We start from the raw sequence: 26677 nt of genomic DNA, 5'->3' as shown, positions 1-26677 counted from the left end.
TTTGACCGCGGGGTTTTGTGACGTAAGGGAAATCATATGGGTAATTTTTCAAGAAAGCTGGAACGATTTTGGGAAATATTCTACGAATACGATGGCTACCAAAGGGTGCTGACCGGACTCAAGAACACGGTGTATATTGCCGTTGTGGGCCTTGCCATCGGCATCGTCATTGGAACCATTATCGCCATTATTGAAGTCTTTCCGAAGTATAAGCGGCTGCCAAGGATCCTGAACGGGTTCTGCCGGTTTTATGTAGCCTTGTTCAGGGGAACGCCCGTGGTGGTGCAGCTTCTGGTAGCCTATTACGTGGTGCTGCCCCTGCTTGGCATCAACCTTCCGGCCCTCAATGTCTGCGTGCTGGTTTTTGGGCTTAACAGCGGAGCTTATGTTTCCGAGATCATGCGAAGCGGTATCCTTTCAGTTGATCCCGGGCAGATGGAAGCAGCGCGTGCCCTTGGCCTGAGCTATCGCGTATCCATGATGAAGGTTGTGGTGCCGCAGGCGGTCAAGAACATCCTTCCCACCCTGGGCAACGAGTTCATCGCCCTGATCAAGGAAACGTCAGTGGTGAGCTTTGTGGGAGCCGCCGATCTGTATGTGGCTTTCAACTATATCGGCACCAACAGCTATGAGTTCATGGTTCCCTATCTTGCGATGGCGCTGATCTACATCGTCCTTGTCATGGCTATCGCTTTTCTCGTCAAGATCATGGAAAGGAGCCTGAGAAAAAGTGATAGACGTAATTGACCTGAAAAAGAGCTTCGGTAAGCTGGAGGTGCTGAAAGGCATCACCACCACCATCAAGGAAGGCGAAAAGGTGGCTATCATAGGCCCTTCCGGAAGCGGGAAAAGCACTTTTCTGCGCTGTCTCAACTGCCTGGAGGATCCTACAAGCGGCTCCATCATCTTCGAGGGCGTGGACATTGCGGACATGCGCGTGGATATCAATATCCACCGGCGTCATATGGGTATGGTGTTCCAGCAGTTCAACCTGTTCAACAACAAGACGGTTATCGAGAACATCATGCTGGCGCCCGTGTACCTGGCCATCCATGATCTGCGCATGAAGAAGCTGCAAAACTTCTTTATCCGGATAAAGAATGCTTTTTCAAAGCACAAAACACCCCTTTACGAAATCGACACCACACCCCAGAAAATCAAGGAGGAGGCCAGGGAGAACGCCCTGCGCCTGTTGAGAAGAATAGGCCTGGAGGAAAAGGCTGACGTTTATCCTTCCACTCTTTCGGGCGGCCAAAAGCAAAGGATCGCCATCATCCGCGCCATGGCCATGAACCCGAAGGTGATCCTGTTTGATGAGCCCACCTCGGCCCTGGACCCGGAGATGGTAGGGGAAGTGCTGGATCTGATCAAGCAGCTGGCCGATGAAGGCATGACCATGGTCATCGTCACCCATGAAATGGGATTTGCCAGGGAGGTGGCCACCCGGGTCATCTTCATGGATGAAGGCAGGATTGTGGAGGAAAATACGCCCCAGGAACTCTTTAATAACCCGCAGCATCCCAGAACCAGGGAGTTCCTGTCAAAGGTGCTGTAAGGATAGCAACTACTCATCATGTCAATCCGGACGCCATCCTTCCCAGATGGCGTTCTCTTTTTTGCATCTTATTTGTCGGCGATGCAAAAGCTTGGTCGGGGTGAAACTTTTTGCTTCAGGAGTCGGTATAATTTCTTGGAATCAAGGGCAGCGGCCATCGAACCTGAGGTGGCAATCCGGGCGCGTTTATGCTATTGTTAATCCATCATGGCAAAGGTGATACTTCAGGTATGAGAATACTTTTTGTTGAGGACGACAGGATCATTGCGGACGGTTTGTGTTATTCCCTCCGGCAGGAGGGTTATGAAGTCATCCATTTCCTTGACGTGGAATCGGCCAGGGCAGCCATCCAGGAAAACCGGTTTGATCTGGCGCTTCTGGATTTGGGCCTTCCCGACGGCAGTGGATACGATATTTGCCGATTGATCAAGGCAAAGGGCGATACGCCTGTAATATTCCTGACAGCCATTGACGATGAGGTGAATGTGGTCATGGGGCTGGACATGGGTGCTGATGATTACATCACCAAGCCTTTTCGCATCAGGGAACTGATTTCCCGCATCAAATCGGTTACCCGCAGGTATGGCAGGACAGATCAGGCCAGGACGGTTTATGAAATCTCCGACATCACCATAGACACTGCCCGCGCCAAGGTCTACAAGGCAGGAAAGGAGATCATCCTGACCGCCCTGGAATACCGGCTGCTGCTGATTTTTGCCAGGAACAAGGGACAGATCCTTGGCCGCAGTCAGCTCCTTGAAGCGCTCTGGGATGTTGCGGGGGATTTTGTCAATGACAACACGCTGACGGTTTACATCAAGCGCTTACGGGAAAAGATCGGGGATGATCCCCAGAATCCCCGGATTATCCAGACAGTCCGGGGCATGGGATACAGGGCAGGGCAAACTGATTCCTAGGGACAGGCCAAAGGGGAGAATGCGCCAATGCTGAGAAATAGGGAGATACGCATCATACTGGCCCTGGTGGCTTTCATTTCAACGGCAGGCGCGGCCGCCTGCTTTTATATTTCTGTTGCTGCCGGAATTATTGCATCTATCGCGTTTCTGATGGTGATTCTGGCATTCCTTCTTTTCACCCGCTGGAGGTACCGCCAGATCCATTTGCTGTCCGGATACCTGAGGCGCATTGCCGGTGGGGACTACTCCCTGGATGTCAGGGATAATCAGGAGGGGGAACTCAGCATCCTGAAAAATGAAATCTATAAAGTGACGGTAACCTTAAGCGAGCAGGCGAGCCTTTTAAAAAAGGACAAGCAGTTTCTGGCCGATTCCCTTTCCGATATCTCCCATCAGCTGAAAACGCCTATAACCTCCATGTCTGTCATGGCAGAACTGCTTCAGAATGAGAATCTGCCGCAGGACAAGCGGGCTGAGTTTGTCCGGAACATTCACTCCCAACTGGAACGCCTTAAGTGGCTGGTATCTTCCCTCCTGAAACTTTCCCGCATAGATGCCGGCACCATCGAATTCAAAAAAGAGCGCATCCGTGTGCGGGAGTTGGTCAGCCGTGCTGTAGAGCCCATTTTGATTCCCATGGAACTCAAGGAGCAAACCCTCGAGATCACAGGGGACGAGGATGCCGAACTTACAGGGGATTCGAACTGGACAGCCGAGGCGCTTGCCAATATCGTTAAGAACTGCATGGAGCATACGCCGGCCGGCGGACGGATTACCATCGCTTTCAGCGAGAACTCCCTGTACACCGACATCACCATTTCCGACAACGGAGAGGGCATACATAAGCAGGACCTGCCCCATATCTTCAAGCGGTTTTATAAAGGCAAGAACGCGCATCAGGACAGTATCGGCATTGGCCTTGCCATGTCCAGGAGCATCATTGAAAATCAGAACGGCACCATTGAGGTGAGTAGCGAGAAGGGAAAGGGAACCACTTTCACGGTCAAATTCTATAAAGGTGTTGTGTGACAAAACTGTCACCCAAAAAGTCACCGTGAAGTAATCCGGGAAGGATAAACTGCATGGTGAAAGGGTGTGATAACGTATGGAAATACTGAGGGTTGAAAACCTGTCAAAAATTTATGGCAAGGGAGAAACGGCCGTCAAGGCCCTGGACAATGTATCCTTCACGGTGCAAAAAGGTGAGTTTATCGCTGTTGTAGGCCCGTCCGGGTCCGGAAAATCCACGCTGCTGCATATCCTTGGGGGTGTGGACAGGCCCACCTCCGGCAAGGTGTATATTGAGGACACGGATATTTATTCGCTGGATGAGACCAGGCTGGCCATCTTCAGGCGCAGGCAGATTGGCCTGATCTATCAGTTCTATAACCTGATCCCCGTGTTGAACGTTAAGGAGAACATCACGCTGCCCCTCCTTCTGGATGGGCGACAGCCCGATAAAAGCCAACTGGATGAATTGGTTTCCACACTGGGCTTAAGCGACCGGTTGGATTATCTGCCCAACCAGCTTTCGGGAGGGCAGCAGCAGCGCGTGTCCATCGGGCGGGCCATCATCAGCAATCCGGCCCTCATGCTGGCCGATGAGCCCACGGGTAACCTGGACAGCAAAAACAGCAGCGAGATCATTGGTCTGTTGAGGCTGCTTAACCAGAAAAGAAAGCAGACCCTGATCGTCATCACTCATGATGAGCGTATCGCGCTGCAGGCTGACCGGATCATGACCATTGAAGACGGCAGGATTACCAGAGATGAGGTGATCCGCTCATGAATATCGTCAACAAGCTGACGTGGCGTCAGCTGATGCTGAATAAAAAACGGACCCTGGTCACGGTCATCGGGACCATTATTTCGGTTGCCATGATCACAGCGGTGTCAAGCCTGGGGCTTTCTTTCCTGGATATGCTGAGACGCCAGGTCATTGCCGAGTCTGGGGAATGGCATGTGCTCTACAAAAATGTGACCATGGACCAAGTGGAAGCGATCCGCAAGGATGAGGAGACACAGACGGTTATCTTAAGCAGGGATGTGGGTTACGCCCTTCTCGAAGGCAGCAGGAACCCCAATAAGCCCTATCTCTTTATCAGGGAATACAATGAAGCCGGATTTGAAAAATTTCCTGTCCATCTGCTGGAAGGAAGATTCCCCGCAGCGTCCGATGAGATGGTGATATCAAGGGCGATACTTGATAACGGGAAAGTTGATCTGAAAATTGGTGACACCCTGACCCTTGACATCGGCCGCAGAGAACTTATTGGCGCGCAAGAAAGGACTTACCTTGAGCAGAACGCATCCCTGGCCAGATATGGGGGAGAGGTAAAGGAACACCTCACCCGGGAATCTGTCAGAACCTTTACCATTGTTGGCATCATTGGGCGTCCTGAATGGGAGCCGACATGGGCCCCTGGATACACGGTGCTCACATTCCTGGATGAGGATGCCATGGCGAATGGCGCTGCAGCCAATGCTTCAGTAATCCTCAAAAACCCGGATGGCCGGTTGTTTGAACATGCCAGGGCTCTGGCAAAAAGCCAGGGGATTTCAGAGGTGTCCTTCCACCATGAGTTGCTGCGTTACAGCGGCGTCATTGAGGATGATGAGGCCAGGGGCCTGCTGTTCAACCTGTCTGCCATTGTGATGACCATCATCATCATCGGTTCGGTATCCCTCATATACAATGCTTTTGCCATATCGGTGTCCGAGCGGTCCAAGTATTTGGGTATGCTCTCCAGCGTGGGCGCCACCAAAAAGCAAAAGCGAAATTCCGTATTCTTCGAGGGCGCTGTGATTGGATCAGTGAGCATCCCTGTGGGCATTCTGGCCGGGCTTGCCGGGATTGGACTAACCTTTGCCTTTATCAATCCTGTGATTAAGGATATGCTGGGGATTTCTGCGGATCTGTTCCTGGTGGTGTCTCCTTTATCCCTGTTGGCTGCTGTCGCCATATCGGTACTGACCATTTTCATTTCAACCTGGGTGCCTGCCAGGAGGGCCTCCAACATCTCGGCCATAGAAGCCATACGCCAGACGCAGGATTACAAATTGACCCGCAAAGCTGTGAAAACATGGGGGCTCACCAGAATGTTGTTCGGTATTGAGGGAGATTTGGGCTTAAAAAACCTCAAGCGGAACAGGACAAAATATAAGGCCACGGTGTTTTCCCTGGTCATCAGCATCGTTTTGTTCCTTGTGATAGCGAAATTCACATCCGAGTTGAAAAAGGCTGTCGTCATGACGCAGGCCGGCATCAATTTTGACATTGTGATAAATATAGACGATGCAAGCAAAGCTGAACTGATTGCAGAGGATATTGGTTCTTTGGAGCATATTAAAGATTTCTCCCGGATCGACTCATTATACCTGATGTCCCCGGTGGAGAAGGAAAAAGTGCCCGATTTTCTCAAGAGCCGTGTCCAGGATGCCTCAGGCGCGTATGCCTACGATGCTTACATCAATGTGCTGGATGACGCTTCCCTGAAGACTTTCGCTGAGGAGGTCGGTGCTGATTTCAATAAGCTCAAGGATCCGTCAAGACTTTCGGGCATCGTCATTGATGTGGTCACCTATAAAGATATGGAAAAGGATAAGTATGTGGAAGCAAGGGTCATCAATACCCGTGTGGGTGAAAAGCTGAATCTGGCATATTACGACTCGGAGTCGGACAGCCAGGTGCAGTTGGAATCCCTGGAGATTGCCGCTTTGACTGACAAAGTGCCCATGGGTGTATTGAACCTGGATCCAGGTACCCTGAGCGTGATTATCTCTAAGGATGTCTATGACCGGCTGGTTCAGGGTTATGACAGGATAAGCGAACATGTGGATGTCAGCCTTTATATGACCAGCGATGATCCCCTGCGCCTGCAGGAGGCCATTGAGGAATACATGATCAATACAGAAACAGGGTTCAGTGTCTATAATGTCTATCTGAACAGGCAAAAACAGGAGCAGTTGCTCCTGCTGATGTCGGTTTTCACCTATGGTTTCATGATCCTTATCACGGCCATCTGCATCGCCAATATCCTCAATACCATATCCACCAGCATCGCCCTCAGGAAGCGTGAATTTGCCATGCTGAAATCGGTGGGCATGACACCGAAAAGCTTTAACAGGATGATTTACTTTGAAAGCATATTCTATGGCATCAAGGCGTTGCTAATCGGACTTCCCGTCAGCTTTGCGGTCATGTATCTGATGTTCAATGTCCTGGGAGGCATGTTCGACTACGCATTCACGGTTCCATGGGCCAGTGTGGCTGTGGTCATCGTGTCGGTGTTTCTCATTGTGGGGGTGGCCATGCTCTATTCCAGCGCCAAAGTAAAAAAGGAGAACATCATCGATGTGCTGAAGCAGGAGATTATTTAAGAAGGATTTACGAGCTACCCTATCTACTTGGCTGTCATAGCGAGCAGAGCGAAGTGGCGGGTGTGGCGATCGTTTAACAAATGAAAGCCATACCTGTCGTGTCATTGCGAGCACCGCGTAAGCGGTGCTCGCAATCTCCGGGAACCCGATAGTGGTTAAATAAGCAACTGGGATTGCTTCGTCGCACTGCTCCTCGCAATGACATGAGAAAAGACCCTCTTGGTATTCACAGATGCCGTCATTGCGAGCGCAGCATTTAGCGGAGCGCGGCAATCCCGTAATCCAGGAATGAGGGGCAAAAAATTGGAGGATAGCATTCTCAGGTAATACCCTGAAACTTTCGAATGTCATCGCGGGGCGAATAAGTGAAGCTATTTCTATCAACGCTCAGCGACCGCCAGGCGTTCCTGCTTTTTTAGCTCCTTGCGCCAGACCGTCAGCATCATGGTGGTGAAACAGGCGGTTCCGCCGATAAACTCCGATATGGGCTCGGTCAGGAAGGCACCGGCTGTTCCAAGCCCAATCCTGGGAAGCAGGATCACAAGGGGAATGACCAGCACCACCTTGCGGAAGATGGAGAAGAATACCGCGTACCTGGATTTGGCCAACGCCACGAAGATAGTCTGGCCCGAAAACTGCAGCGCCTGAAAGACGAAACCCATGAAGAACAGCCTGATGCTTGGGATACCGGCCTGCAGCACCGCTGGGTCATTGTCGAATAAACTGATGAAAAAGGCCGGAAAGCACTGGATAAGAAGCCATATAACAAGGCTGTAGCCCAGGGAAGCAAAGGTGACAAACAAGATGCTGCTCTTAACCCGCTCGTGCTTGCCGGCGCCATAGTTGAAGCCGATAACAGGCTGCGCGCCGTTGGTCAGCCCAAATATCGGCATGCAGACGACCTCCCGAACCGAGTTGCTCACCGTCATGATGCCCACATACAGATCGCCGCCGAAAAATTGGAGCGTGGAATTGAATAAAAACTGGATTACGGAGTTGGTCACCTGCATGACGCAGCTGGAGATTCCCAGACCCAGGATGCGCCTGATCCTGCCGCCGTCCAGGATAAAACTGCTTGTTTTCAGGGTAAACAGGGCTTTTTTGCCCGTAAGGAATTTAAGGACCCAAAAAGCTGAAACACCCTGGGAGATGATGGTGGCGAGAGCCGCTCCCCGGACGCCCATGCCCAGCGCAAAGATAAAAACCGGATCCAGGATGATGTTCAGGACAGCACCGATGAGGACGGTTAACATGCCGATGCGCCCAAAACCCTGGGCGTTGATGAAGGGGTTCATCCCCAGACTGATCATGACAAACACGGTACCCAGAAGGTAGATGAACAGGTAGCTTTCCGCGTAAGGATAAGTAGCGTCGCTGGCGCCGAACAGGTACAGCATGGGCTTTCGGAGCGCAAGGAAAGACACAGTCAGAACGATGCCGCCGGCCACTAGCAAAGCAAAGGCATTACCCATGATCATTTCGGCTTCCCTGATGTTTGAACGGCCGCGTTCTATGGAGCAAAGGGGTGCCCCGCCCATGCCGAAGAGGTTGGCAAAAGCGGCTACAAGGGAAATAGCCGGCAGGCACACACCCAAACCGGTCAGCGCCATAAAACCGATATCGGGAATCATCGAAATGTAGATACGATCCACAATGTTATAGAGCACATTGACCAATTGCGCCATGATCATCGGTATAGCCATGCCGATGATGTTCCTGACAATGCTGCCCTTTGTAAAGTCGTTTTTCACTTCCATGTTTCCTTCTCCGTTTCGGATTGCCGTTCATAAAGCTTTCTGTCAGACACCATGCTGCCTGGTACATTATACCACGGAAAACATCGCAAAGAAGCGAAAAGCCGGTGACAACCTTGTCATCACCGGCTTTTCAAGTCTTCATCCGTTAATTAGGCCGCGTGTCAGCCGGCAGCCTGCTCGGGGGTATCATCATCCAACATTTCTATTTTACCCTTGCGCAGTTTGGAGATGGCCACGATAGCTTCAACCACAAGGGCAACAGCCAGCAGGGCTATGATCAGCGACAGGATGCCGATGACCATGTTTCCGGCCTTGAGGTTCTGAACCATCAGAATGATCAGTGCCGACAAAGCGACACAGACCATGAACACGGCAGGGATCCCCGTGAACAGGGAGTTCTTTTTGCGCCTGAGCAGCCAGACGCTGACGGCGATCAGGGCAAGCGCTCCGAGGAGCTGGTTGACCGAGCCGAAGATGGGCCATATCTTTGTATAACCGTATTGCAGCAGACCCCAGGCTGCCAGGATGCTGATGATGGTGGCGGCATATTTATTGCCGATAACCTTCTTCAGGCTAGGTACCGAATCGGCCAGTTCCTGCAGCATGTACCTGGCGATACGGGTTGCCGTATCCAGCGATGTGAGAGCGAATGAAGAGAAGGCCAAAACCACAAAGACCATTCCGAAATCTTTAGGAACGCCAAAGCTGTTTATCATGGATGAAATACCGTTGGCAAAGATCTGAACCGGTGTGGCATTTTCGGAAGGCTTACCATAGCATGCAATGGCCATCAGGGCCAGAACTGCCACCAGTCCTTCGATGAGCATGGCGCCGTATCCGATCAGCCTCATGTCCTTTTCGTTGTTGACCTGCTTTGCTGTGGTTCCCGATGAAACCAGCGAATGGAAGCCTGAAATGGCACCGCAGGCAACGGTTACGAACAGGATGGGGAACAGGTAGGAACCGTTTGCAGGCATAAAGCTTGTGAAAGCCGGCATGTTGACGCTCGGATTGGTGATAAACAACCCTGCCACGCCTCCCGCCAGCATGGCATAGAGCAGGAATGAACACAGGTAATCACGCGGCTGCAGCAAAAACCAGACGGGAAGAACCGATGCGGCGAATATGTACACCAGCATGATATAGGTCCAGGTCGCCTGGCTGAATTTCAATACGGGGAAGTAGTAACCCAGGCCGATGAAGACGACCAACCCGACGATACCCATGAGAACCGAGGTTATGCCGGAAAGGTTTAACTTCCTGGTTATAAGCCCGTATATAATGGCGAGAACTATGAACAGTATGGAGATTGTGCCAGAACGCGCGCCGTTCAATACCTCGGGTGTTTGAGGGTTGTGCGCGAAGGTGGACGCGCAGATATCAGTAAAGGCCGCCACAACAAGGATGAGCGTTAACCAGGCAAAAAGATTGAACAGGATTCTTGCACGCTTTCCGATATTGGCCGAAATAATCTCACCGATGGATTTGGATTTGTGACGAACCGAAGCAAAAAGAGCGCTGAAGTCATGCACGCCGCCGACAAAGATGCTGCCCAGGATGATCCAGAGGTAAACAGGGAGCCAGCCGAACACCGCGGCAAGAATCGGGCCTGTGATCGGGCCTGCCCCGGCGATTGATGAAAAGTGATGCCCCAAAAGTACCTTGGGCTGAGTGGGATCGTAGTCCACACCGTCCCTCATGGTGTGAGCCGGGGTGGGTCTCTTGGGATCAATGCCCCATTTTTTTGCCAGCCACGCACCATAGGTTACATACGCGGCAATGAACAGGACGAGTCCCAGAATGAGTAGAAGGATTGCCATTATACCGCCTCCTCATTGAATGGAGTATATTTCACAACCGATTGCTCGGTTTGTGCCTGAGCTGGCCCGGAATGCGAGGACTCATGATCCGGAGAAGGGGCAAAGAGCTGTTTCATATCCTGTACCCCTTTGCCGCAAAAAGCCTTTCTGTCCGGCAGGCATACACAGGTCAAACCGGCCTGTGCCCAGCCTCGGAGGGAAAACAGGAAGCTTTTTCTCAGCGTATAGTTTTCTGAAAATTGTCGGGCATCTTCGGGGATGTGATTTTCGAATATGGCGACGAGATTGATCAGGGTATAGTAGCGATCGCTGCTGGGCTGAACCACTTCACGCATATGTTCTTTCAACCATTGCGTCAGTTCCCGGATTTGCTCAAGGTTTTCTGCGGTGTGAACAAGGATGATGGTGCTTACTTCATATTGATCGATGATATCCTTTTCGGTTAAAAGGGTTCTTCCTATGGTGTTCGTATGATGGGCAACAAGCAGAAAGGGACGTTCCGCCACAATGGCATGCTTCTTGACGACGAAATATTTAGACAAATTTTGCTCCAGTTGACACAGGTATCTTTCAAGCTCAGTCACTTTCTGATTACCTTCCCTACTCAGCAGCGATTGCAGGAATTGAATGATTAAATACTGTTTGTCAATAAAGCAAAAAAAGTTAAATCATAAAGATTTATAACAAATATATAACAGGACACACTTTATGTCAATGCGTTCTCCCGCAGTATATTTATAAGCCTGTTGGTGAAAAACATGTCTTAATCCCAAATGGAGCCGTTTTCAAAAAGGTATTTTTTAGCCCCGTCATACGTCTATATAGGAGAACACACCTTTTGCCCGATATATGAGAAGCAGGGGGCATGCCTGTGGAGAAAGCGCTTCATGAGGAACAAGCGGATCATGGCAAAAGCTGGAATATCAAAAACACTTGCAAATCCGAAAAGAAATCAATAAAATAGCATTTATCGCCTACCAGGAAGCAACCTTATCAAAGGGGGTAAGATGCATGGACAAATATACGATTACCATAGGCCGTGAATATGGCAGCGGCGGCCGGTTGATAGGCCGGCAGCTGGCGCAGGAACTGGGCATAGCCTTCTACGACAGGGAGCTTATCGTGATGGCCGCCCGGGAGAGCGGTTTTGATGAAGGATTTGTCCAGCAGATGGAGCAGAAGCGGACCATCAGTTTCATCAGCAATTTGTACCTGATCGGTTATGAACTGCCGGTTTCGGAACAGATCTTCCTGGCTCAGTCCAAAGTGATCCAGAAGGTGGCTGAGGAAAGCTCCTGCGTGATCGTGGGCCGATGCGCCGACTATGTGCTGCGGGATAAGCCCAACTGCATCCGGATCTTCATCCATGCCCCGATGGAAGAACGAATCAAGCGGGTGAGGGAGGTCTACGGGGAAGATAAACCCAACCTGGAGGACTATATTCGCAAGCAGGACAAAAATCGTGCCGCCTATTACAATTACTATACCCAGAATAAATGGGGCAGGGCGCAGAATTACCATCTCTGCATTGACAGCAGCATCGGTATTCCGGCTTCAGTGCGCATAATTAAGGAACTCGTGACAGAATTTACGAAAAGGTGATGCATCCATGCAAGACAAAAATCAGGGACATCAGGAGAACAAAATGGGCGTCCTGCCCGTGGGCAGGCTGCTGCTCTCCATGTCCATTCCCATGATGGCTTCCATGCTTGTCCAGGCTTTATATAATGTGGTGGACAGTATCTTTGTTGCTCAAATCAACGAAAACGCCCTTACGGCGGTATCCCTGGCGTTTCCTGTCCAGAACCTGATGATCGCGTTTGCATCGGGTACCGCCATTGGCGTCAATGCGTTATTGTCAAAAAGCCTGGGGGAGAAAAACTTCAAAAGGGCCAATCAGGCTGCCAATAACGGCATTTTTCTTTTCATTCTGACCTATATAGCCTTTGCCATATTCGGCCTGGTGGGTTCCAGGGCGTTTTTCCAATCCCAGACCGATATCGCCGAGATAGTGGCTTTCGGAACCGATTACCTGTTTGTCTGCACAACTTTTTCCTTTGCACTTTTTGGACAGATCATCCTGGAAAGGCTCCTCCAGTCCACAGGAAAGACCTTCTATGCCATGATCACCCAGACGGTGGGGGCCGTTGTCAATATCATCCTGGATCCCATCATGATCTTCGGACTCCTTGGGTTCCCTGCCATGGGGGTGAAAGGCGCCGCCATTGCCACGGTCATCGGGCAAATCTGCGGTATGTCGCTTGCCCTTTGGTTCAATCTGCGGAAGAATCATGAGATCAGGATAGCCATCAGGGAATTCAAGCCAAATCCGGAGATCGTCAAGCGGATTTATTCGGTGGGCGTACCCTCCGTGCTGATGATCTCCATTGGCTCCATCATGAGTTACTTCCTGAACAGAATCCTCCTGTCCTTTACAGAAACGGCCACCGCAGTGTTCGGCGTCTACTTCCGTCTCCAAAGCTTTGTGTTCATGCCGGTCTTTGGACTGAATCAGGGCGTCATTCCCATCGTTGCCTACAATTTTGGAGCCAGGAAGAAGGAGCGCATCCTGAAAGCCATACGGCTGAGCATCACCTGTGCGGTTTGCATCATGCTTACCGGACTTGTGCTTTTGCAGTTGTTCCCATATGAGATGCTCATGCTGTTCAACGCCACCGAAAACATGCTGGCTATAGGTATCCCGGCTCTGAGGACCATCAGCTTAAGCTTTGTTTTCGCAGGGTTCTGCGTGGTCGCCAGCGGTGTGTTCCAGGCCCTGGGCAATGGGATTCTAAGCCTTGCTGTTTCGGTTATCCGCCAGTTGGTGGTATTGCTTCCCGCCGCATACCTGCTGTCACTTTCCGGGACAGTTACGGCGGTCTGGTGGGCTTTCCCCATTGCGGAAATCGCGTCGGTCATCTTCAGCGCCCTGTTCTTAAAACGGGTTTACAGCAGGCAGATAAGCAAACTGGATCAGGAGGTTGTGGTGCCCTAGAAAGCTTTTCCGTACCCGGCACCATGGAGGCGAAAAGGGTAAATCCGGGGCTGAGGGGAAGTCGCGTATTGACAAAAAACGAACCTCGCAGGCCATGAATACGGCAGTGGAGGCAGATCAGCCGGCCGGAGTTCGCAAAAAGGTGATGCATGAATGCAGGATGCGACTCAGGGGCATCGGGAGAACAAGATGGGTATCATGCCCATCAACAGGCTGCTGCTCTCCATGTCCGTACCCATGATGGCTTCCTTGCTGGTACAAGTTCAATACAATGTGGTGGACAGCATCTATGTTTCTCAACTGGGGGAAAATGCATTGACGGCAGTATCCATGGCATTTCCCGTCCAGAACCTGATGATAGCGTTTTCGAAGGGCAACGCCGTTGGTGTTATTAAAAAGATGACCATGGCCGCTGCAAGCTGCCATGTGGTTGTTGAATAATTGCCCATGTAAGTTTATAATGAATCTTGGTATTTTGTAGGACCTACAGCGGCTTCATTTCAGCCCGGATCCTCATGAAGTACGGTACCTAATTTCATCATGCCACTTCTGATACAGGATGGTAGAACGGGAGGAAGGATCAATGCCCATCACTGACATACTGGCCCGTAATGCTCAACTTTACGGAAATGAACTGGCCCTTACCGAAATCAATCTGGATCTCCAGGAACGTCACAATGTCATATGGAAGGAATATGAACTCATCGAGAACAATCCGGCAGGCGAATACCGCAGGAGTATGACCTGGCGCGTTTTTGACGAAAAAGCCAACCGCCTGGCCAACCTGCTGATAAAGAGGGGAATCCGGAAAGGCGATAAGGTAGCCATTCTGCTGATGAATTGCCTGGAGTGGTTGCCCATCTATTTTGGCATACTAAAGGCCGGCGCGGTGGCGGTACCGCTGAATTTCCGCTATACGGCCGAAGAAATCAAGTATTGCCTGGATTTGTCGGACACAATAGCCCTCATCTTCGGTCCCGAGTTTATCGGACGCCTGGAAACCATCTACGACCAGATACCCAATATCAAGCTGCTCCTGTATGAGGGTGAAGGCCGTCCTTCCTTTGCCGAGAGCTATGACAGGCTGACATCCTGCTGCTCTTCCGAGGCGCCGAATATTGAACTTTCCGATGACGACGATGCGGCCATCTATTTCTCGTCCGGAACGACGGGCTTCCCGAAGGCGATTTTACATACCCACAGAAGCCTGATGTCCGCATGCGAGACCGAGAGGGCTCACCATGGACAGACCCGCGAGGACAATTTCCTCTGCATTCCGCCACTATACCATACAGGAGCCAAGATGCACTGGTTCGGCAGCCTCCTGGCCGGCAGCAAGGCCGTTTTGCTGCGCGGGATTAAGCCCGAATGGATTCTGAAAACGGTTTCCGAGGAAAAGATCACGATTGTATGGCTTCTCGTGCCCTGGGCGCAGGATATCCTCGACGCCATTGAAAGGGGCGACGTGAAGCTGGAGGATTACGACCTGTCCCAGTGGCGGCTCATGCATATCGGTGCCCAGCCGGTGCCGCCGAGCCTGATCCGCCGTTGGAAGCAATATTTTCCGCACCACCAGTATGACACCAACTACGGCCTGAGCGAATCCACCGGCCCGGGATGCGTACATCTGGGTGTAGAGAACATCCATAAGGTGGGTGCCATCGGAAAGCCCGGCTACAACTGGGAGGCCAAGATCGTCGACGAAAACCTGAATCCGGTACCCCAGGGCGAAGTGGGCGAGCTGGCTGTAAAAGGGCCGGGTGTGATGAAATGCTATTACAAGGAACCGAAGGCTACCGAAGCTGTCCTGAAGGATGGTTGGCTGCTCACCGGAGACATGGCCCGCATGGACGAGGACGGCTTCATTTACCTGGTTGACCGCAAGAAGGATGTGATCATCAGCGGCGGCGAGAACATCTATCCCGTGCAGATAGAGGATTTCCTGAGGACACACAACGCCATTAAGGATGCAGCGGTGATTGGGCTGCCCCATGAGCGTCTGGGTGAGATTGCTGCCGCCATCATCGAACTGAAGCCCGGAGCGGCATGCACCGAGGAAGAGATCATGGAATTCTGCAAGCCCCTGCCCCGGTATAAGCGGCCGAGAAAGATCATCTTCGACAAGGTTCCCCGCAATCCTACCGGGAAGATTGAAAAGCCGCGCCTGCGAGAGAAGTATGGCGCCCAGAGACTGGTTGAGGCCCAGACGGTGAGTTGACGATTGCTCCACATGGCAGGGATCTTTCCCTGCCTTTTGCTTTAAGCCTGATACGTATCCGGCTGCATGCCTGACATGGGTCGCCGTGCCTGAGTTCTGACTGCGTCCGTGATGGCTGGCGTATGGATCGGGGAAGGGATTTCGGATATAATGCAGGATGTATGGAAATGCTTTGTGTTGCTGACACAGGATGCCATCGATCAATGATCAGGCAGTGGAAGGGAGAAGAATGCCATGCAAAAGGCTGTTGAAATCCAGAGCAGGAACCTGACCCTGAGGGGCATGCTGCACGTTCCGGACCATGTTTCGGGCAAGGTCCCCTTGGTCTGCATGTTCCATGGCTTTACGGGAACGCGGGTCGAACCCCATTTTATTTTTGTCAGGCTCTCAAGACAACTGGAGAAAGCCGGAATTGCAAGCGTGCGCTTTGACTTCGGCGGAAGCGGTGAAAGCGACGGCGATTTCAGGGATATGACCCTGCTGACAGAGCTAGAGGACGCAAAAGCCATCCTGGACTATGCCAGAACCCTGCCCTTTGCGGATGCTGAACGGATTGGGGTAATGGGTTTCAGCATGGGAGGCACCGTGGCCAGCCTGCTGGCCGGTGACCGGAAAGAGGATGTGGCGGCGCTATGCCTCTGGGCTCCCGCAGGGAACATGGGGGAGCGGATTTTACAGGACAAGAAGCCGGAAGAGATACAGGCCTTCCGTTCACGAGGCTGGTGGGATATCGGCGGACTCATCCTCGGTGTTGATTTTCTGGAAACCGCCCTGAAACTGGATGTCTTCCAAAGATCTGCGCCCTATGATAAACGGGTTCTCCTGGTTCATGGGGATAAGGACCAGACGGTTCCTCTGGCAGTTTCGGAACGGTATCTGGAACTCTATGGCAGCCAGGCGGACCTCCATATTGTTTCAGGCGCGGATCACATCTTCAACAGGAATGATTGGGTGGAAGAGGTTCTGGATTATACCGTGGGCTTCTTTTCAGGCGAACTGCTTGACGGAAAGGTACAGGAATAAGGTCTGTTTACACACGCCATACCGGGTTCATATGATGATAGAGATGACTCATCAGGAGGATTCTCGCAAGATGTATCCGTTTACATTACAGGGAGCCATGCACTTTGCCAGGATGGGCCTTATAGAAGCATGGATACATGGATTCCTGAACGGTCCTGGACATAACAAGGCCTTTTCGGATGGGCTGAAACTTAAACGCAGGTATTATGTGGGGCCCATGCTTGTCGAACTGGATAAGCTGAATCGGTGCTGCGGCCCAGAGCCGGGCATGATCTACCGGGTTGACAAAGATGGTTTTGAAGGCATTGTAAACGGCATGATCCAGGCCTTGCGGAACGGATGGGACATGCCGCCGCTGATCGTGAATTATGCGCAGGGCTATTGCGAGGTGAACGACGGCAACCATCGCCATGAGGCGCTGAAACGCATCGGGGTGAAGGCCTATTATGTTATCTTCTGGACGACCGATCCGAAGGATTACCAGGATTTGCTCCTTATCCAAAAAGGGGAGAAGGCCCTTGCCTGAGCCATCAAGCCTGCTGTGTCCCTGCAAAGGATGCGCAGGCTTTTATAAAACGTTTATCAGGCCTGTCGCTGCAGGCATTATGTTCTGGTAGAATAGAACTGGAATGAAGGGATATAGGATTGGAAAGCATTAAGCCATGAGAATGATTTTTATTTTTATAGACGGTTTTGGTATAGGGGAGAAGGATCCGGAGAAAAATCCCTGCTGCATCGCGGATATGCGGCATTTCGAATATTTGATGGATCGCTATGGTCTGATTTGCGCTGATGCGACCCTGGGGGTGGAGGGGTTGCCGCAAAGCGCTACAGGCCAGACCACCCTCTATACCGGCGTCAACGCGTCCAAAGCCATCGGAAAGCACTGGTCGGCTCGTCCCACCCATGAGCTTGAACAGATCATCATGGAGGACAACCTGTTCCTCCGCCTGAAACGGCACGGTCGTACGGTCACCTTTGCCAATGTCTATTCCGCCGAATACCTCGAGAAAATGAAAACGGAGTCCCGGGGCATCTTCAGACCATCGGTCACCTCGCTTCTTTGCCTTTCGTCGGATACGCCCTTCAGGGTTTTGGAAGACTATATGGCAAAACGGGGCGTTTTCCATGATATCACGGGAAGGATGCTGATCGAGAACGGGTATGATGTTCCCCTGAGAACGCCGGAGGAGGCGGCCAAAATCCTCTACGGCATCAGCCGGGATTTTGACCTGACCCTCTTCGAGTTCTTCATGACGGACATCCAGGGACACAGCGGGGACCGCGAAAAAGCGGTTTATGAGCTGGAACTTCTGAACCGGATGCTGGGACGGCTGATCCAGCTGGTGGATTTGAGGGAAGACGTGATTCTCATTACCAGCGATCATGGCAATATCGAGGACCTTTCGGTCAAGACCCATACCTTTAATCCCGTTCCCGTCATTATAGCCGGCGACGCGGTGGACAGAAAGGCACTGGACATCCGCTCCCTGACTGATGTCATGCCGGCCATCCTGAAAATGTTCGGTATCCCGAATGAGAAAAAAGATTGATGCGCCCTCAACGTTTTCCCGGTTTCAATCGTATTAGAGGTGAAAGGGGGAAGTGCCGTGGGGCGTTCTTTATTGCGTACGGATGAAGAACTGTCAGGAATCTATCATCGCCACGTCAAAACGGTATACCGTGTTTGCTTCATGTATATGAAGAACAGCCATGATACCGAGGATATGGTGCAGAATACCTTCCTGCGCCTGATGCGGGATGACACGCAGTTTGAAAACGTGGAACACGAAAAGGCATGGCTGATCAGAACCGCAACCAACCTGTGCAAGGACTATTTTCGCCATTGGTGGACGAAAAGGGTCAGCATGGACGCAGTGGCGGATGTGGCGGCCGATGATGCGCTCACCATCGATGAAACGCTGAACAGGGTTCTTAAGCTTCCTCCCAGGTATAAAACAGCGGTGTTCCTGCACTACTACGAGGGGTATTCGGCAGCAGAAATCGCAAGGATTCTGGGTAAGAAGGCTTCCACCGTAAGAAGCTGGCTGCATGCCGCAAGAAAGCGCCTCAGGATCGAAATGGAGGGGGATGTGGAATGAAACGGGAAGATATCAGGCGGGCCATCGATCGCATTGCGCCGGGGCCGGACGCCGAGAAGAGGATGCTGGCTCATATCCTCCAAAAGACGGGGGAAACCGAAAGGAAGGCATCAAGGACAGCCTTCAGCCCGAGACGGGCCATACCGGTATTGGCCATGAGCGCCATGATTGTGGCAGGTGCCCTGATTTGGAGCCTTTCATCGGGAGGCCTGCTGACCGGCAACCCGGGGGAAAAACTGCAGGCCGGTGACAGTATCGGTGCCGCGCCCAGGGAGGATGCGGTATATGTGCTGAAGGACCAGTTCCAGCTGAGTAACAGGCATTACATTTTACTCAGGGAGGAGCAAAGGGCCGAGTTCGGACTTCCAGATACCATCAAGGATGAGGATATCGGAGAAAAGATTGCCACTATCACCACAAGCGTCGACGAGAGCCTCATCGGCCTGGAAGTGTACCGGTATACGCCTGCCGGCGGTGAAGCCGTGGTGGCTGTAAAGAAGGAAACAGGGTATCAGCTGTTCAATTTCATGACCTTCGAGAGCTATCTGAACAACCAGGATGAGGATGCTAAAGCATACCTGGAGCTTTATGGCATTTACAGCGCCGAGGATATTGCCAGGATACGGTTCATCGGGCACAGCGAGCGGGCAAAATTGGAAGGCCGCACGGAGATCCTGGCCGAGCTGACCGACAGACAGAAGATCAAAACGTTTTACGATTTTTACTCGGTCATACCCAATTCCAGCGACAGATATTTTGAGAAGCTATTCAGCAATACGGGCGCCGGCCGCGGGAACGTGGACGCGGTTCCTGATCCGACAAAGCCTGGATCAAAGGGGATGGAGATACCACCCATGCCCCCTGAACACAGGGATGGCGGGCTCCATGACAGGCCGGATGCGCCTGTCAGCATAAGAAAGGATGAAGTTCCCGAAGCTAAGGAAGTTATGCCTTCCGGATACGCGGAGGATTTGCCAACCGTTTATCCTGTAGCGCCCGCGGATACACCGAATGCGGTCGGGCAGGGAAGCACACAGGCTGGCTATGCGGGTAGTGCCGGAACAAACGCCCTGGAGAACCCGGTAACTATCCGGATATACAACAGGAGCGGGGTATACATGGAAACCGTTTATTATCCCAATATCGGGTTTATCTCAAGGCATGAGGTGAACGAAGCCTTCGCGGCCTTTCTGAAGGAATGCCTCGGCATGTAACTGCCGACGTGGCAGATCAGATAGATATACCGGAGCGGACAGTATGTCCTGCTCCGATTTTTTTATGGAATCACCGTCTTGGAAGGCCTTGTACAGGACAGAAAGGCCATTTGATTCCTGATGTAAAGACCATCGGAAAAATGGGTTGACATAACCGTTATTACTGTATATACAGTATATATACAGTAATAACATGAGTGACAAGGGTAACGGAGCCATGAATATCGTTATTTACAATTCTTCAGAAGAGCCGATTTATGAGCAGATAGCAAAGCAAATCAAGAACCAGATCATGCGTGGCGAACTCAAAGGCGGGGAACTGCTCCCATCCATAAGGGTTCTTGCCAAGGAGCTTCAGATCAGCGTCATCACAACAAAACGGGCCTATGATGAGCTTGAGCAGGAAGGCTACCTTGAGACCGTCCCGGGCAAAGGGACCTTTGTAGCGGTGCAAAACAAGCACATGCTCCGGGAAATGCGGTACAAAATGGTAGAGGAAAAGCTGGCAGAAGCGGTGGATGCGGCCAAATCCATCGGGCTGGAACAGGATGAACTCCTGAACATGCTCAAAATACTGTATGAGGAGGAATAGGATCATGGACAAGATTCTGCAGGTTCAGAACCTGACAAAAACTTTTAAAGGTTTCAAGCTGGACAATGTCAGCTTTTCCATGGAAAAGGGCTATATCATGGGCTTTATCGGCCCAAACGGAGCAGGAAAGAGCACCACCATCAAGCTGATCATGAACCTGCTGAAAAAGGATGCCGGCGAGGCGCTGGTGTTCGGGCTGGATCACATCCGGCATGAAAAGGAGATCAAAAACCGGGTTGGTTTTGTGTACGACGAAAACTATTACTACGAAGAATTGACCCCTAAAGAGATGGGAAGAATTATCGCGCCCCTGTACAAGAACTGGGATGACAAAGCCTTCAGCCACTATATCAGGCGCTTCGAACTGCCTCTGGACAAGAAAATAAAGGATCTGTCCAAGGGCATGAAGATGAAGTTTTCACTGGCCATTGCCCTGTCGCACAACGCGGAGCTGCTGATCATGGATGAGCCGACTTCCGGCCTGGATCCCATCGTCAGGAATGAGCTGCTGGATATCCTGACCGATATCAGCCGGGGGGATGACAAGGGGGTTTTCTTTTCCACCCATATCACATCGGATCTGGATAAGGTCGCAGACTGCATCACCTTCATCCATGAAGGCAGGATCGTCTTTTCATCGGCCAAGGATGATATATTGGAGAATTATTGCCTGGTGAAGGGAGCCAGAGGGCTTGTCCGCGATGAGGACAGGGGGAACTTTATCGGGATAAAGGAAAACCAGTTTGGTTTTGAAGGACTGGCACAGGACAGGAAAAAGCTCAGAAGGATGTACGGAGAGAACATTGTCATCGAAAAACCAACCCTGGAAGATATCATGCTGTATTTTACGAGGAGGAATCAGAATGCTTAGCCTGATGCTCAAGGATATATTGCTGCTGAAGAAAACTATTGCGTTCAGCGCCCTGTACCTGGTTTTTATGCTTTTCGTATTTGCCAGCCTGGATAATGCGGCGAGTGTTTTTGTCATCTGCATGGTTGCCATCACGTATATGCTCACGGTGAGCGGCTGTGCCCTGGATGACAAGAACAAGGCAGACGTCATCCTCAACAGCCTGCCCCTGAGCCGGTCGGTCATTGTCGGAGCCAGGTACCTGATGGTATTTGTCTATGTGATATTTGCCGTTATCATTTACATCCTGGCCACCAGGGTCGTGGGGATGATGCATCTGATTCCGAGCCTGCATCCTGTCAGCCTGGAAGAGGTCCTCGGAGCTTTCCTTTCGATTTCGTTCTTAGCCAGCATCTATTTGCCCCTGTACTTCAAGTTTGGTTACATCAAGTCCAGGATCTATCACTTCATCCTGTTTTTCGGAATGTTTTTCGGTATCAGCCTCGTGGCATCCGGTATCGCTTCCGGCAACCCCATCCTTCTCGGGATAGCGGCATTTTTGTCCAGGCAGTCCGAGGGCGTCATTGGTGCCATGATTGCAGGCACTGCGCTTGCCCTGCTGGCCGTGTCCTATGGGATATCGCTGAAAATCTACAGAAACAGGGAGTTCTAGGGAGACGCATAAAACCGGCAGGCAGCGGATTGCAGGTAGCCTGCCGGCTTTTTTTACCAATTCTTTAATCCGTCATTCGTATGTTCAGATTCCTACACGCATTGGAAAGCATCGATCTGATCCAGGTCCATACCGAAGAATACCCACCTGAAGCCTGTCCACCTGAAACCGGCTATGGAGCGGCGCCCCAATGTGACGGGGAAGAGCCAGAAAGGTTGTCCTCTTCTCGGCCATATGTAGGTGAACCTGAACAGGCAGAAGCGGATGGAACCCGGATCCACGGCCAGGGGCGTCATGCTTGCCCTGGATGGCGCAGTCCGCGGCGGCGGTCCGCTGGGTGCCTGGAAACCCGGTCCTCGCGGGAAACCCGGGAATCCGGGGAACCGCTGAAAACGCTGGTATTGGTTAAATACGCTGTTGAACGGAAGCTCAGGGTTTTTCGGTCCGTCGGGAATCCCATTGATATGCACATGGAGTCCTCCTTTCGCTGCATCATCTGGTACCAATATATGTACAAGCCCTATCCCCGGAAACACGAGGCACTGCACAAGTTGACGCAGTGCCTTATTAGCAGCAGTTTGCGTTCATATTCTCAGGATGCGCGTGAAAGAATACTCGCAGAAAACTATTCGTTGACAGATACCCATTGGAAGAACGGAAGGGAATCCATCATGCTGTTGATAAAGAACGGAAAACTGCTCACCATGACGGGAAGGAATTATGAAAAGGGCAGCGTGCTGATCAAGGACGGAAAGATCGTGAAAGTGGGGGAATTTGATCCCGGCGACGAGCAGGCGATGGAAGTCATAGACGCCGAAGGCTGCTGGGTTTTGCCCGGGCTTGTGGAAGCCCATTGCCATATCGGAATCAATGAAGAAAAGAAAGGGTTTGAGGGGAATGATTGCAATGAGTCCACAAACCCGGTTACGCCATGGCTGAGGGCCCTGGATGCGGTCAATCCCATGGATTCAGCCTTTCACAATGCACTGAGCTCCGGTATCACCTCGGTGATGGTGGGCCCGGGAAGCGCCAACGTGGTGGGTGGACAGTTTGTATTCATGAAAACCCATGGCCGGTGCATGGACAAAATGGTTGTCCTGGAACCGGCCGCCATGAAGATTGCCTTCGGCGAAAACCCCAAGACGACCTATGAAGGCATGAGCAAGATGCCATCCACGCGTATGGCCATTGCATCCCTCCTTCGGGAGGAGCTTTTCAATGCCCGCGCCTATCAGGTGAGGAAGAAACGGGCTGTAGAAAGCGGTGAGGATTTTGAGCCGGATTTCAGAATGGAATGCTGGCTTCCCGTACTGAACCGGGAGATTCCCCTCAAAGCGCACGTCCATCGCGCCGACGACATTCTGACAGCCATCCGGATTGCCAGGGAGTTCGATTTGAAAATGACACTGGATCACTGCACCGAAGGTCACCTGATCGCTGAGGAAATTGCCGAATCAGGCTTTCCGGCGATTGTTGGCCCCTCCATCGCATCAAGGAACAAGATCGAGGTGCAGCACATGGATTTCAAGACGCCGGGTATCCTGCACAAGGCTGGGGTCAAGGTTGCCATCACGTCGGATCATCCCGTTTCCAGGATCCAATACCTGCCCATTTATGCGGGGTTTGCCGCAAAGGAGGGATTGGGCCAGGAGGAGGCGTTGAAAGCCATTACCATCAATGCAGCCGAGATCTGCAATGTTGCAGACAGGATTGGAAGCCTGGAGGAGGGCAAGGACGCGGATATTGCCATCTTCAACGGCAATCCCATGGAAACCTTTACAACAGTGCTGTATACCATCATTGACGGGAAAGTGGTATACCAAAAAGAGAATCTGAACGCTTGATGGACACAATCAAAAAGAGCGGCAGAGAACCGGTTTATAAGCCGGTGCTCTGCCGCCCGAAAGAGTTATACCGTTCAAATTAATCAATCATCGTAGGGCTTGATGGTCTGGATGGTGCCGTCGGGATTGTATTTCAGCTCGGTATATTTCATGCAGCGTTTGCTATCCACGCCACCCGACAGGGAACTGTCATGGTAGAACAGGTACCATTTCCCCTTGAACTCGACAATGGAATGGTGGGTTGTCCAGCCGATAACCGGCTCCAGTATCCGGCCCTTATAGACAAAGGGACCTTTCGGATTATCGCTGACGGCATAGACGATATAATGGGTGGTGCCGGTGGAATAGGAAAGATAGTATAAACCATTGTACTTATGCATCCACGGCCCTTCAAAGTATCTTCTGTCCTCATCGCCAGCGGTGATGGGGTTCCCGTTCTCATCAACGATCTGTATCATCTGGGGCTTTTCCTTGAAGGTGAGCATATCATCGCTCAACTCGGCCACCATGGGCCCAAGGGCAGGCTCGTTTCCGGAAGGGCCAACAGCGTCCGGATTGAAGGTACCAGACTGCCATTTCTCCAGCTGGCCGCCCCACAAACCGCCGAAATACATATAAGCCCTTCCGTCATCATCCACAAGTACGGCCGGATCTATGCTGAAGCTTCCCGGAATGTAATTGGGCTGCGGTTTGAAAGGACCTGCGGGATTCGGGCTTGTGGCCACGCCGATCCTGAAAATGCCATCCTTGTCCCTGGCCGGGAAATACAGGTAATAGGTGTTGTTCTTGAAAGCACAGTCCGGAGCCCACATTTGCTTGGAAACCCATGGAACATCCTTCATGTGCAGAACTTCCCCATGATCTACGACGGGTGATTCCATGTCATCCATGGAAAAGACATGGTAGTCTTCCATGGCGTACTGGTCACCGTTGTCATTGGACGGAATATCCTTGTCCAGATCATGGGACGGATAGATGTACAGCTTTCCTTCAAAAACGTGGGCTGAAGGATCAGCCGTATACATGTGTTCCACTAAAGGCTGTTTTGGCTTTGGGCATTTGTTCATGTCGTTTTCCCCCCTGCAAATGAAGTCAGTATGAAAAAAACATAAATTTAATATATAACAGGTTTACCCTTCCAATCAATCCTTTAAACCTTATTTGCTCCATTTGCTGAACAGACGGCTGAATAAAGCCTTGAAAAGAGACTTTTTTCCGTCGTTTCCGGGTTTTGCACCGCATTCCGGCTTTTCTTGCCCTGAAGTATGGATGACTGTGGGCTTGGCCGCCACATAGACAGGCTTTGCCTTGTCCGATGTGTGTACAATGCGGATCCTGCCTGCCGGTTTGCTTCCTGATACATGTCCGTCGCGCGTTCTGGCCGGCTTGGTTCCCGATGAACCGTGGCCGACGGCGGAAGCCCTTTTTTCAGGCGATTTGTGCGCTGGCCGCTTTTCCCGGGCGGTTTTTGCCTTTGAAGGATGCAGGCGCGAAGTCTTTTCCCGGCTCCTGCGCGTGCGGGTTTTACCGGCTTTGGCAGCGCCCGCCTTTTGCTTCTCGTTCAGGGAATGGTCCCTGATCCATTGCTCGATTTCGGCGGAATGTTTTTCGAGTTCGGCGTCATCGGGCCATTCCGCTTCATCGATCTGGGTGCCGATATGCTCCTCTATCTCATAAAGGGTCATGATATCGTCGGTCGTCACCAGTGAAACAGCCTGTCCGTCATGACCGGCCCGGCCGGTGCGCCCAATCCGGTGGACATAATTGTCCTTCTCATTGGGCACATCATAGTTGATGACCAGGGACAAATCATCCACATGGATGCCGCGGGCTGCTACATCGGTGGCCACCAGAAGATGGAAACCGCCTTTTTTGAACTGCTGCATGGTGGCCAGACGTCTGCCCTGCGGGATATCTCCGTGCAAAGCCTGGGCGCCATACCCTTTTTTGTTGAGGAATCTTGTTACCTGATCCACGGCTTTCTTGGTATTGCAGAAGATCATGCAGCTTTCAGGGCGCATGAGAAGGAGCAGCTGATTCAGCCGGGTCAGCTTTTCGTTGGGCTGGACACGGTAATAGCACTGCCGGATGGTGTCAACGGTCTTGGTCGGCGATTCTATTTCGACCGTCATGGGGTTTTTCATATACCTGGCGCATATCCGCTCTATTTCGGGCGGAATGGTGGCGGAAAACAGCAGCGTCACCCGATCCCGGGGCAGGGTTCTGATGATGCTCTCAACCTGGCCGATAAACCCCATGTCCAGCATCCGATCGGCTTCATCCAGAACCAGGAAGCGTATGTTGCCGGTATCCAGGTTGCCATGCTCGATATGGTCATATACCCTTCCCGGTGTTCCCGTCAGGATGGTCACGCCTTTGCGGATGGCCTGGACTTCAGCATTCATGCTGTGCTTGCCATACACAACCGTGGTTTTGTGCTTAAGGTGCCTGCCCAGTTGCTTCAGGTCATTGTCCACCTGAACGGCCAGCTCCCGCGTTGGCGTCAGGATAAGGGCCTGAGGTCCGGGAGCATCCGCATCTGTCAACTGGAGCAGGCTGACGCCAAAAACAGCGGTCTTGCCGCTCCCGGTTTTGGCACGGACAATGAGATCCTGCCTGTTGAGTATATGCGGTATGGCTTTACTCTGTATTTCGGTTGGTGCGGTATAGCCCATCTCTTCAATGGCTTTCAGGATGGGCGGAGAAATGCCTAAATCAACAAAACTGCCAGTCATGT

25 protein-coding genes are annotated in these 26677 nt (G+C 51.8%); 19 read left to right on the top strand and 6 right to left on the bottom strand.

Annotation, left to right across the window (positions count from 1 at the left end; translation table 11 throughout):
* The first annotated feature begins 36 nt into the window (after positions 1–36).
* The 6 genes from F3H12_RS02680 to F3H12_RS02655 all read left to right on the top strand — a co-directional run bounded on the left by F3H12_RS02680 (position 37) and on the right by F3H12_RS02655 (position 6852).
* The gene (locus F3H12_RS02680) at positions 37–747 is read left to right on the top strand and encodes an amino acid ABC transporter permease (protein ID WP_149677810.1); all 711 of its coding nucleotides are present in this window, start codon (positions 37–39) and stop codon (positions 745–747) included.
* The gene (locus tag F3H12_RS02675) at positions 731–1555 is read left to right on the top strand and encodes an amino acid ABC transporter ATP-binding protein (RefSeq protein WP_149677809.1); all 825 of its coding nucleotides are present in this window, start codon (positions 731–733) and stop codon (positions 1553–1555) included. Before F3H12_RS02680 ends, F3H12_RS02675 begins: the two co-directional genes overlap by 17 nt.
* Before the next feature lie 230 nt (positions 1556–1785).
* Positions 1786–2472 carry a response regulator transcription factor gene (locus tag F3H12_RS02670; protein WP_149677808.1) on the top strand — a complete coding sequence of 229 codons (687 nt, stop codon included), beginning with the start codon at positions 1786–1788 and terminating at the stop codon, positions 2470–2472.
* A gap of 27 nt (positions 2473–2499) precedes the next feature.
* On the top strand, positions 2500–3501 hold the full coding sequence (locus F3H12_RS02665) for a sensor histidine kinase (RefSeq protein WP_149677807.1): 1002 nt from the start codon (positions 2500–2502) through the stop codon (positions 3499–3501).
* A 76-nt stretch (positions 3502–3577) separates the two neighbouring features.
* Positions 3578–4261 (top strand): ABC transporter ATP-binding protein, encoded by a 684-nt coding sequence (locus tag F3H12_RS02660; protein ID WP_149677806.1) that lies wholly within the window; start codon positions 3578–3580, stop codon positions 4259–4261.
* The gene (locus tag F3H12_RS02655; RefSeq protein ID WP_149677805.1) at positions 4258–6852 is read left to right on the top strand and encodes an ABC transporter permease; all 2595 of its coding nucleotides are present in this window, start codon (positions 4258–4260) and stop codon (positions 6850–6852) included. The genes F3H12_RS02660 and F3H12_RS02655 overlap by 4 nt, the downstream gene beginning before the upstream one ends.
* A gap of 380 nt (positions 6853–7232) precedes the next feature.
* On the opposite strand, the gene F3H12_RS02650 is transcribed toward F3H12_RS02655, so the two are convergent.
* From F3H12_RS02650 to F3H12_RS02640, 3 genes are all read right to left on the bottom strand, one after another.
* Positions 7233–8609, bottom strand: coding sequence for an MATE family efflux transporter (locus F3H12_RS02650; protein ID WP_149677804.1), 1377 nt, complete (start codon positions 8607–8609; stop codon positions 7233–7235).
* Between the two features lie 161 nt (positions 8610–8770).
* Positions 8771–10429 (bottom strand): carbon starvation CstA family protein, encoded by a 1659-nt coding sequence (locus tag F3H12_RS02645; RefSeq protein WP_479694065.1) that lies wholly within the window; start codon positions 10427–10429, stop codon positions 8771–8773.
* Complete coding sequence (locus F3H12_RS02640; RefSeq protein ID WP_479694064.1) at positions 10429–11013, bottom strand: DUF8052 family protein; 585 nt, start codon at positions 11011–11013, stop codon at positions 10429–10431. The genes F3H12_RS02645 and F3H12_RS02640 overlap by 1 nt, the downstream gene beginning before the upstream one ends.
* 427 nt (positions 11014–11440) lie before the next feature.
* Here F3H12_RS02640 and F3H12_RS02635 point away from each other — a divergent pair, with 427 nt between their 5' ends.
* The 12 genes from F3H12_RS02635 to F3H12_RS02580 all read left to right on the top strand — a co-directional run bounded on the left by F3H12_RS02635 (position 11441) and on the right by F3H12_RS02580 (position 22096).
* Positions 11441–12031 carry a cytidylate kinase-like family protein gene (locus F3H12_RS02635; RefSeq protein WP_149677801.1) on the top strand — a complete coding sequence of 197 codons (591 nt, stop codon included), beginning with the start codon at positions 11441–11443 and terminating at the stop codon, positions 12029–12031.
* 7 nt (positions 12032–12038) lie between these two features.
* A complete protein-coding gene (locus F3H12_RS02630; RefSeq protein WP_207706785.1) occupies positions 12039–13424 on the top strand; it encodes an MATE family efflux transporter in 1386 nt (461 codons plus the stop codon).
* A gap of 153 nt (positions 13425–13577) precedes the next feature.
* Positions 13578–13865, top strand: coding sequence for an MATE family efflux transporter (locus tag F3H12_RS02625; RefSeq protein WP_149677800.1), 288 nt, complete (start codon positions 13578–13580; stop codon positions 13863–13865).
* A 142-nt stretch (positions 13866–14007) separates the two neighbouring features.
* Positions 14008–15642, top strand: a complete 1635-nt coding sequence (locus tag F3H12_RS02620; RefSeq protein ID WP_149677799.1) for a class I adenylate-forming enzyme family protein — start codon at positions 14008–14010, stop codon at positions 15640–15642.
* Between the two features lie 234 nt (positions 15643–15876).
* Complete coding sequence (locus tag F3H12_RS02615) at positions 15877–16665, top strand: alpha/beta hydrolase (RefSeq protein ID WP_149677798.1); 789 nt, start codon at positions 15877–15879, stop codon at positions 16663–16665.
* Positions 16666–16735: 70 nt separating this feature from the next.
* Positions 16736–17191: a ParB N-terminal domain-containing protein gene (locus F3H12_RS02610; RefSeq protein WP_188118329.1), complete on the top strand. Its 456-nt coding sequence runs from the start codon at positions 16736–16738 to the stop codon at positions 17189–17191.
* A gap of 136 nt (positions 17192–17327) precedes the next feature.
* Complete coding sequence (locus F3H12_RS02605) at positions 17328–18218, top strand: alkaline phosphatase family protein (RefSeq protein ID WP_149677796.1); 891 nt, start codon at positions 17328–17330, stop codon at positions 18216–18218.
* A gap of 57 nt (positions 18219–18275) precedes the next feature.
* On the top strand, positions 18276–18767 hold the full coding sequence (locus F3H12_RS02600) for an RNA polymerase sigma factor (protein ID WP_149677795.1): 492 nt from the start codon (positions 18276–18278) through the stop codon (positions 18765–18767).
* The gene (locus F3H12_RS02595; RefSeq protein ID WP_149677794.1) at positions 18764–19981 is read left to right on the top strand and encodes a hypothetical protein; all 1218 of its coding nucleotides are present in this window, start codon (positions 18764–18766) and stop codon (positions 19979–19981) included. The genes F3H12_RS02600 and F3H12_RS02595 overlap by 4 nt, the downstream gene beginning before the upstream one ends.
* A gap of 217 nt (positions 19982–20198) precedes the next feature.
* Positions 20199–20573: a GntR family transcriptional regulator gene (locus tag F3H12_RS02590; RefSeq protein WP_149677793.1), complete on the top strand. Its 375-nt coding sequence runs from the start codon at positions 20199–20201 to the stop codon at positions 20571–20573.
* Positions 20574–20577: 4 nt separating this feature from the next.
* Positions 20578–21444 (top strand): ABC transporter ATP-binding protein, encoded by an 867-nt coding sequence (locus F3H12_RS02585; protein WP_149677792.1) that lies wholly within the window; start codon positions 20578–20580, stop codon positions 21442–21444.
* Complete coding sequence (locus F3H12_RS02580; protein WP_149677791.1) at positions 21437–22096, top strand: ABC-2 transporter permease; 660 nt, start codon at positions 21437–21439, stop codon at positions 22094–22096. Before F3H12_RS02585 ends, F3H12_RS02580 begins: the two co-directional genes overlap by 8 nt.
* Positions 22097–22188: 92 nt before the next feature.
* On the opposite strand, the gene F3H12_RS02575 is transcribed toward F3H12_RS02580, so the two are convergent.
* Positions 22189–22566, bottom strand: a complete 378-nt coding sequence (locus tag F3H12_RS02575) for a hypothetical protein (protein ID WP_243133169.1) — start codon at positions 22564–22566, stop codon at positions 22189–22191.
* Between the two features lie 201 nt (positions 22567–22767).
* On the opposite strand from F3H12_RS02575, the gene F3H12_RS02570 reads away from it, so the two are divergent.
* The gene (locus tag F3H12_RS02570; RefSeq protein WP_149677790.1) at positions 22768–23940 is read left to right on the top strand and encodes an amidohydrolase; all 1173 of its coding nucleotides are present in this window, start codon (positions 22768–22770) and stop codon (positions 23938–23940) included.
* An 83-nt stretch (positions 23941–24023) separates the two neighbouring features.
* Here F3H12_RS02570 and F3H12_RS02565 read toward each other — a convergent pair whose 3' ends face one another.
* Both F3H12_RS02565 and F3H12_RS02560 read right to left on the bottom strand, forming a co-directional pair.
* Entirely contained in the window at positions 24024–25007 is a 984-nt protein-coding gene (locus F3H12_RS02565) for a glycoside hydrolase family 43 protein (protein ID WP_149677789.1), read from the bottom strand.
* 90 nt (positions 25008–25097) lie between these two features.
* Positions 25098–26675, bottom strand: a complete 1578-nt coding sequence (locus F3H12_RS02560) for a DEAD/DEAH box helicase (protein ID WP_149677788.1) — start codon at positions 26673–26675, stop codon at positions 25098–25100.
* Positions 26676–26677 lie beyond the last annotated feature (2 nt).

Source organism: Thermoclostridium caenicola (genome assembly GCF_900142095.1).
Lineage (GTDB): Bacteria > Bacillota > Clostridia > DSM-8532 > DSM-8532 > Thermoclostridium_A > Thermoclostridium_A caenicola.
The sequence above is the reverse complement of the archived record's forward strand: the minus strand, read 5'-3'. Positions and strand labels throughout refer to the sequence as shown.

Bases quoted from the DNA above. Each gene is read 5' to 3' on its own strand.
- F3H12_RS02680 (WP_149677810.1), top strand. From the start codon at position 37: ATGGGTAATTTTTCAAGAAAGCTGGAACGATTTTGGGAAATATTCTAC.
- F3H12_RS02670 (WP_149677808.1), top strand. From the start codon at position 1,786: ATGAGAATACTTTTTGTTGAGGACGACAGGATCATTGCGGACGGTTTG.
- F3H12_RS02665 (WP_149677807.1), top strand. From the start codon at position 2,500: ATGCTGAGAAATAGGGAGATACGCATCATACTGGCCCTGGTGGCTTTC.
- F3H12_RS02660 (WP_149677806.1), top strand. From the start codon at position 3,578: ATGGAAATACTGAGGGTTGAAAACCTGTCAAAAATTTATGGCAAGGGA.
- F3H12_RS02655 (WP_149677805.1), top strand. From the start codon at position 4,258: ATGAATATCGTCAACAAGCTGACGTGGCGTCAGCTGATGCTGAATAAA.
- F3H12_RS02650 (WP_149677804.1), bottom strand. From the start codon at position 8,609: ATGGAAGTGAAAAACGACTTTACAAAGGGCAGCATTGTCAGGAACATC.
- F3H12_RS02645 (WP_479694065.1), bottom strand. From the start codon at position 10,429: ATGGCAATCCTTCTACTCATTCTGGGACTCGTCCTGTTCATTGCCGCG.
- F3H12_RS02635 (WP_149677801.1), top strand. From the start codon at position 11,441: ATGGACAAATATACGATTACCATAGGCCGTGAATATGGCAGCGGCGGC.
- F3H12_RS02630 (WP_207706785.1), top strand. From the start codon at position 12,039: ATGCAAGACAAAAATCAGGGACATCAGGAGAACAAAATGGGCGTCCTG.
- F3H12_RS02625 (WP_149677800.1), top strand. From the start codon at position 13,578: ATGCAGGATGCGACTCAGGGGCATCGGGAGAACAAGATGGGTATCATG.
- F3H12_RS02620 (WP_149677799.1), top strand. From the start codon at position 14,008: ATGCCCATCACTGACATACTGGCCCGTAATGCTCAACTTTACGGAAAT.
- F3H12_RS02615 (WP_149677798.1), top strand. From the start codon at position 15,877: ATGCAAAAGGCTGTTGAAATCCAGAGCAGGAACCTGACCCTGAGGGGC.
- F3H12_RS02610 (WP_188118329.1), top strand. From the start codon at position 16,736: ATGTATCCGTTTACATTACAGGGAGCCATGCACTTTGCCAGGATGGGC.
- F3H12_RS02605 (WP_149677796.1), top strand. From the start codon at position 17,328: ATGAGAATGATTTTTATTTTTATAGACGGTTTTGGTATAGGGGAGAAG.
- F3H12_RS02595 (WP_149677794.1), top strand. From the start codon at position 18,764: ATGAAACGGGAAGATATCAGGCGGGCCATCGATCGCATTGCGCCGGGG.
- F3H12_RS02590 (WP_149677793.1), top strand. From the start codon at position 20,199: ATGAATATCGTTATTTACAATTCTTCAGAAGAGCCGATTTATGAGCAG.
- F3H12_RS02585 (WP_149677792.1), top strand. From the start codon at position 20,578: ATGGACAAGATTCTGCAGGTTCAGAACCTGACAAAAACTTTTAAAGGT.
- F3H12_RS02580 (WP_149677791.1), top strand. From the start codon at position 21,437: ATGCTTAGCCTGATGCTCAAGGATATATTGCTGCTGAAGAAAACTATT.
- F3H12_RS02570 (WP_149677790.1), top strand. From the start codon at position 22,768: ATGCTGTTGATAAAGAACGGAAAACTGCTCACCATGACGGGAAGGAAT.
- F3H12_RS02565 (WP_149677789.1), bottom strand. From the start codon at position 25,007: ATGAACAAATGCCCAAAGCCAAAACAGCCTTTAGTGGAACACATGTAT.
- F3H12_RS02560 (WP_149677788.1), bottom strand. From the start codon at position 26,675: ATGACTGGCAGTTTTGTTGATTTAGGCATTTCTCCGCCCATCCTGAAA.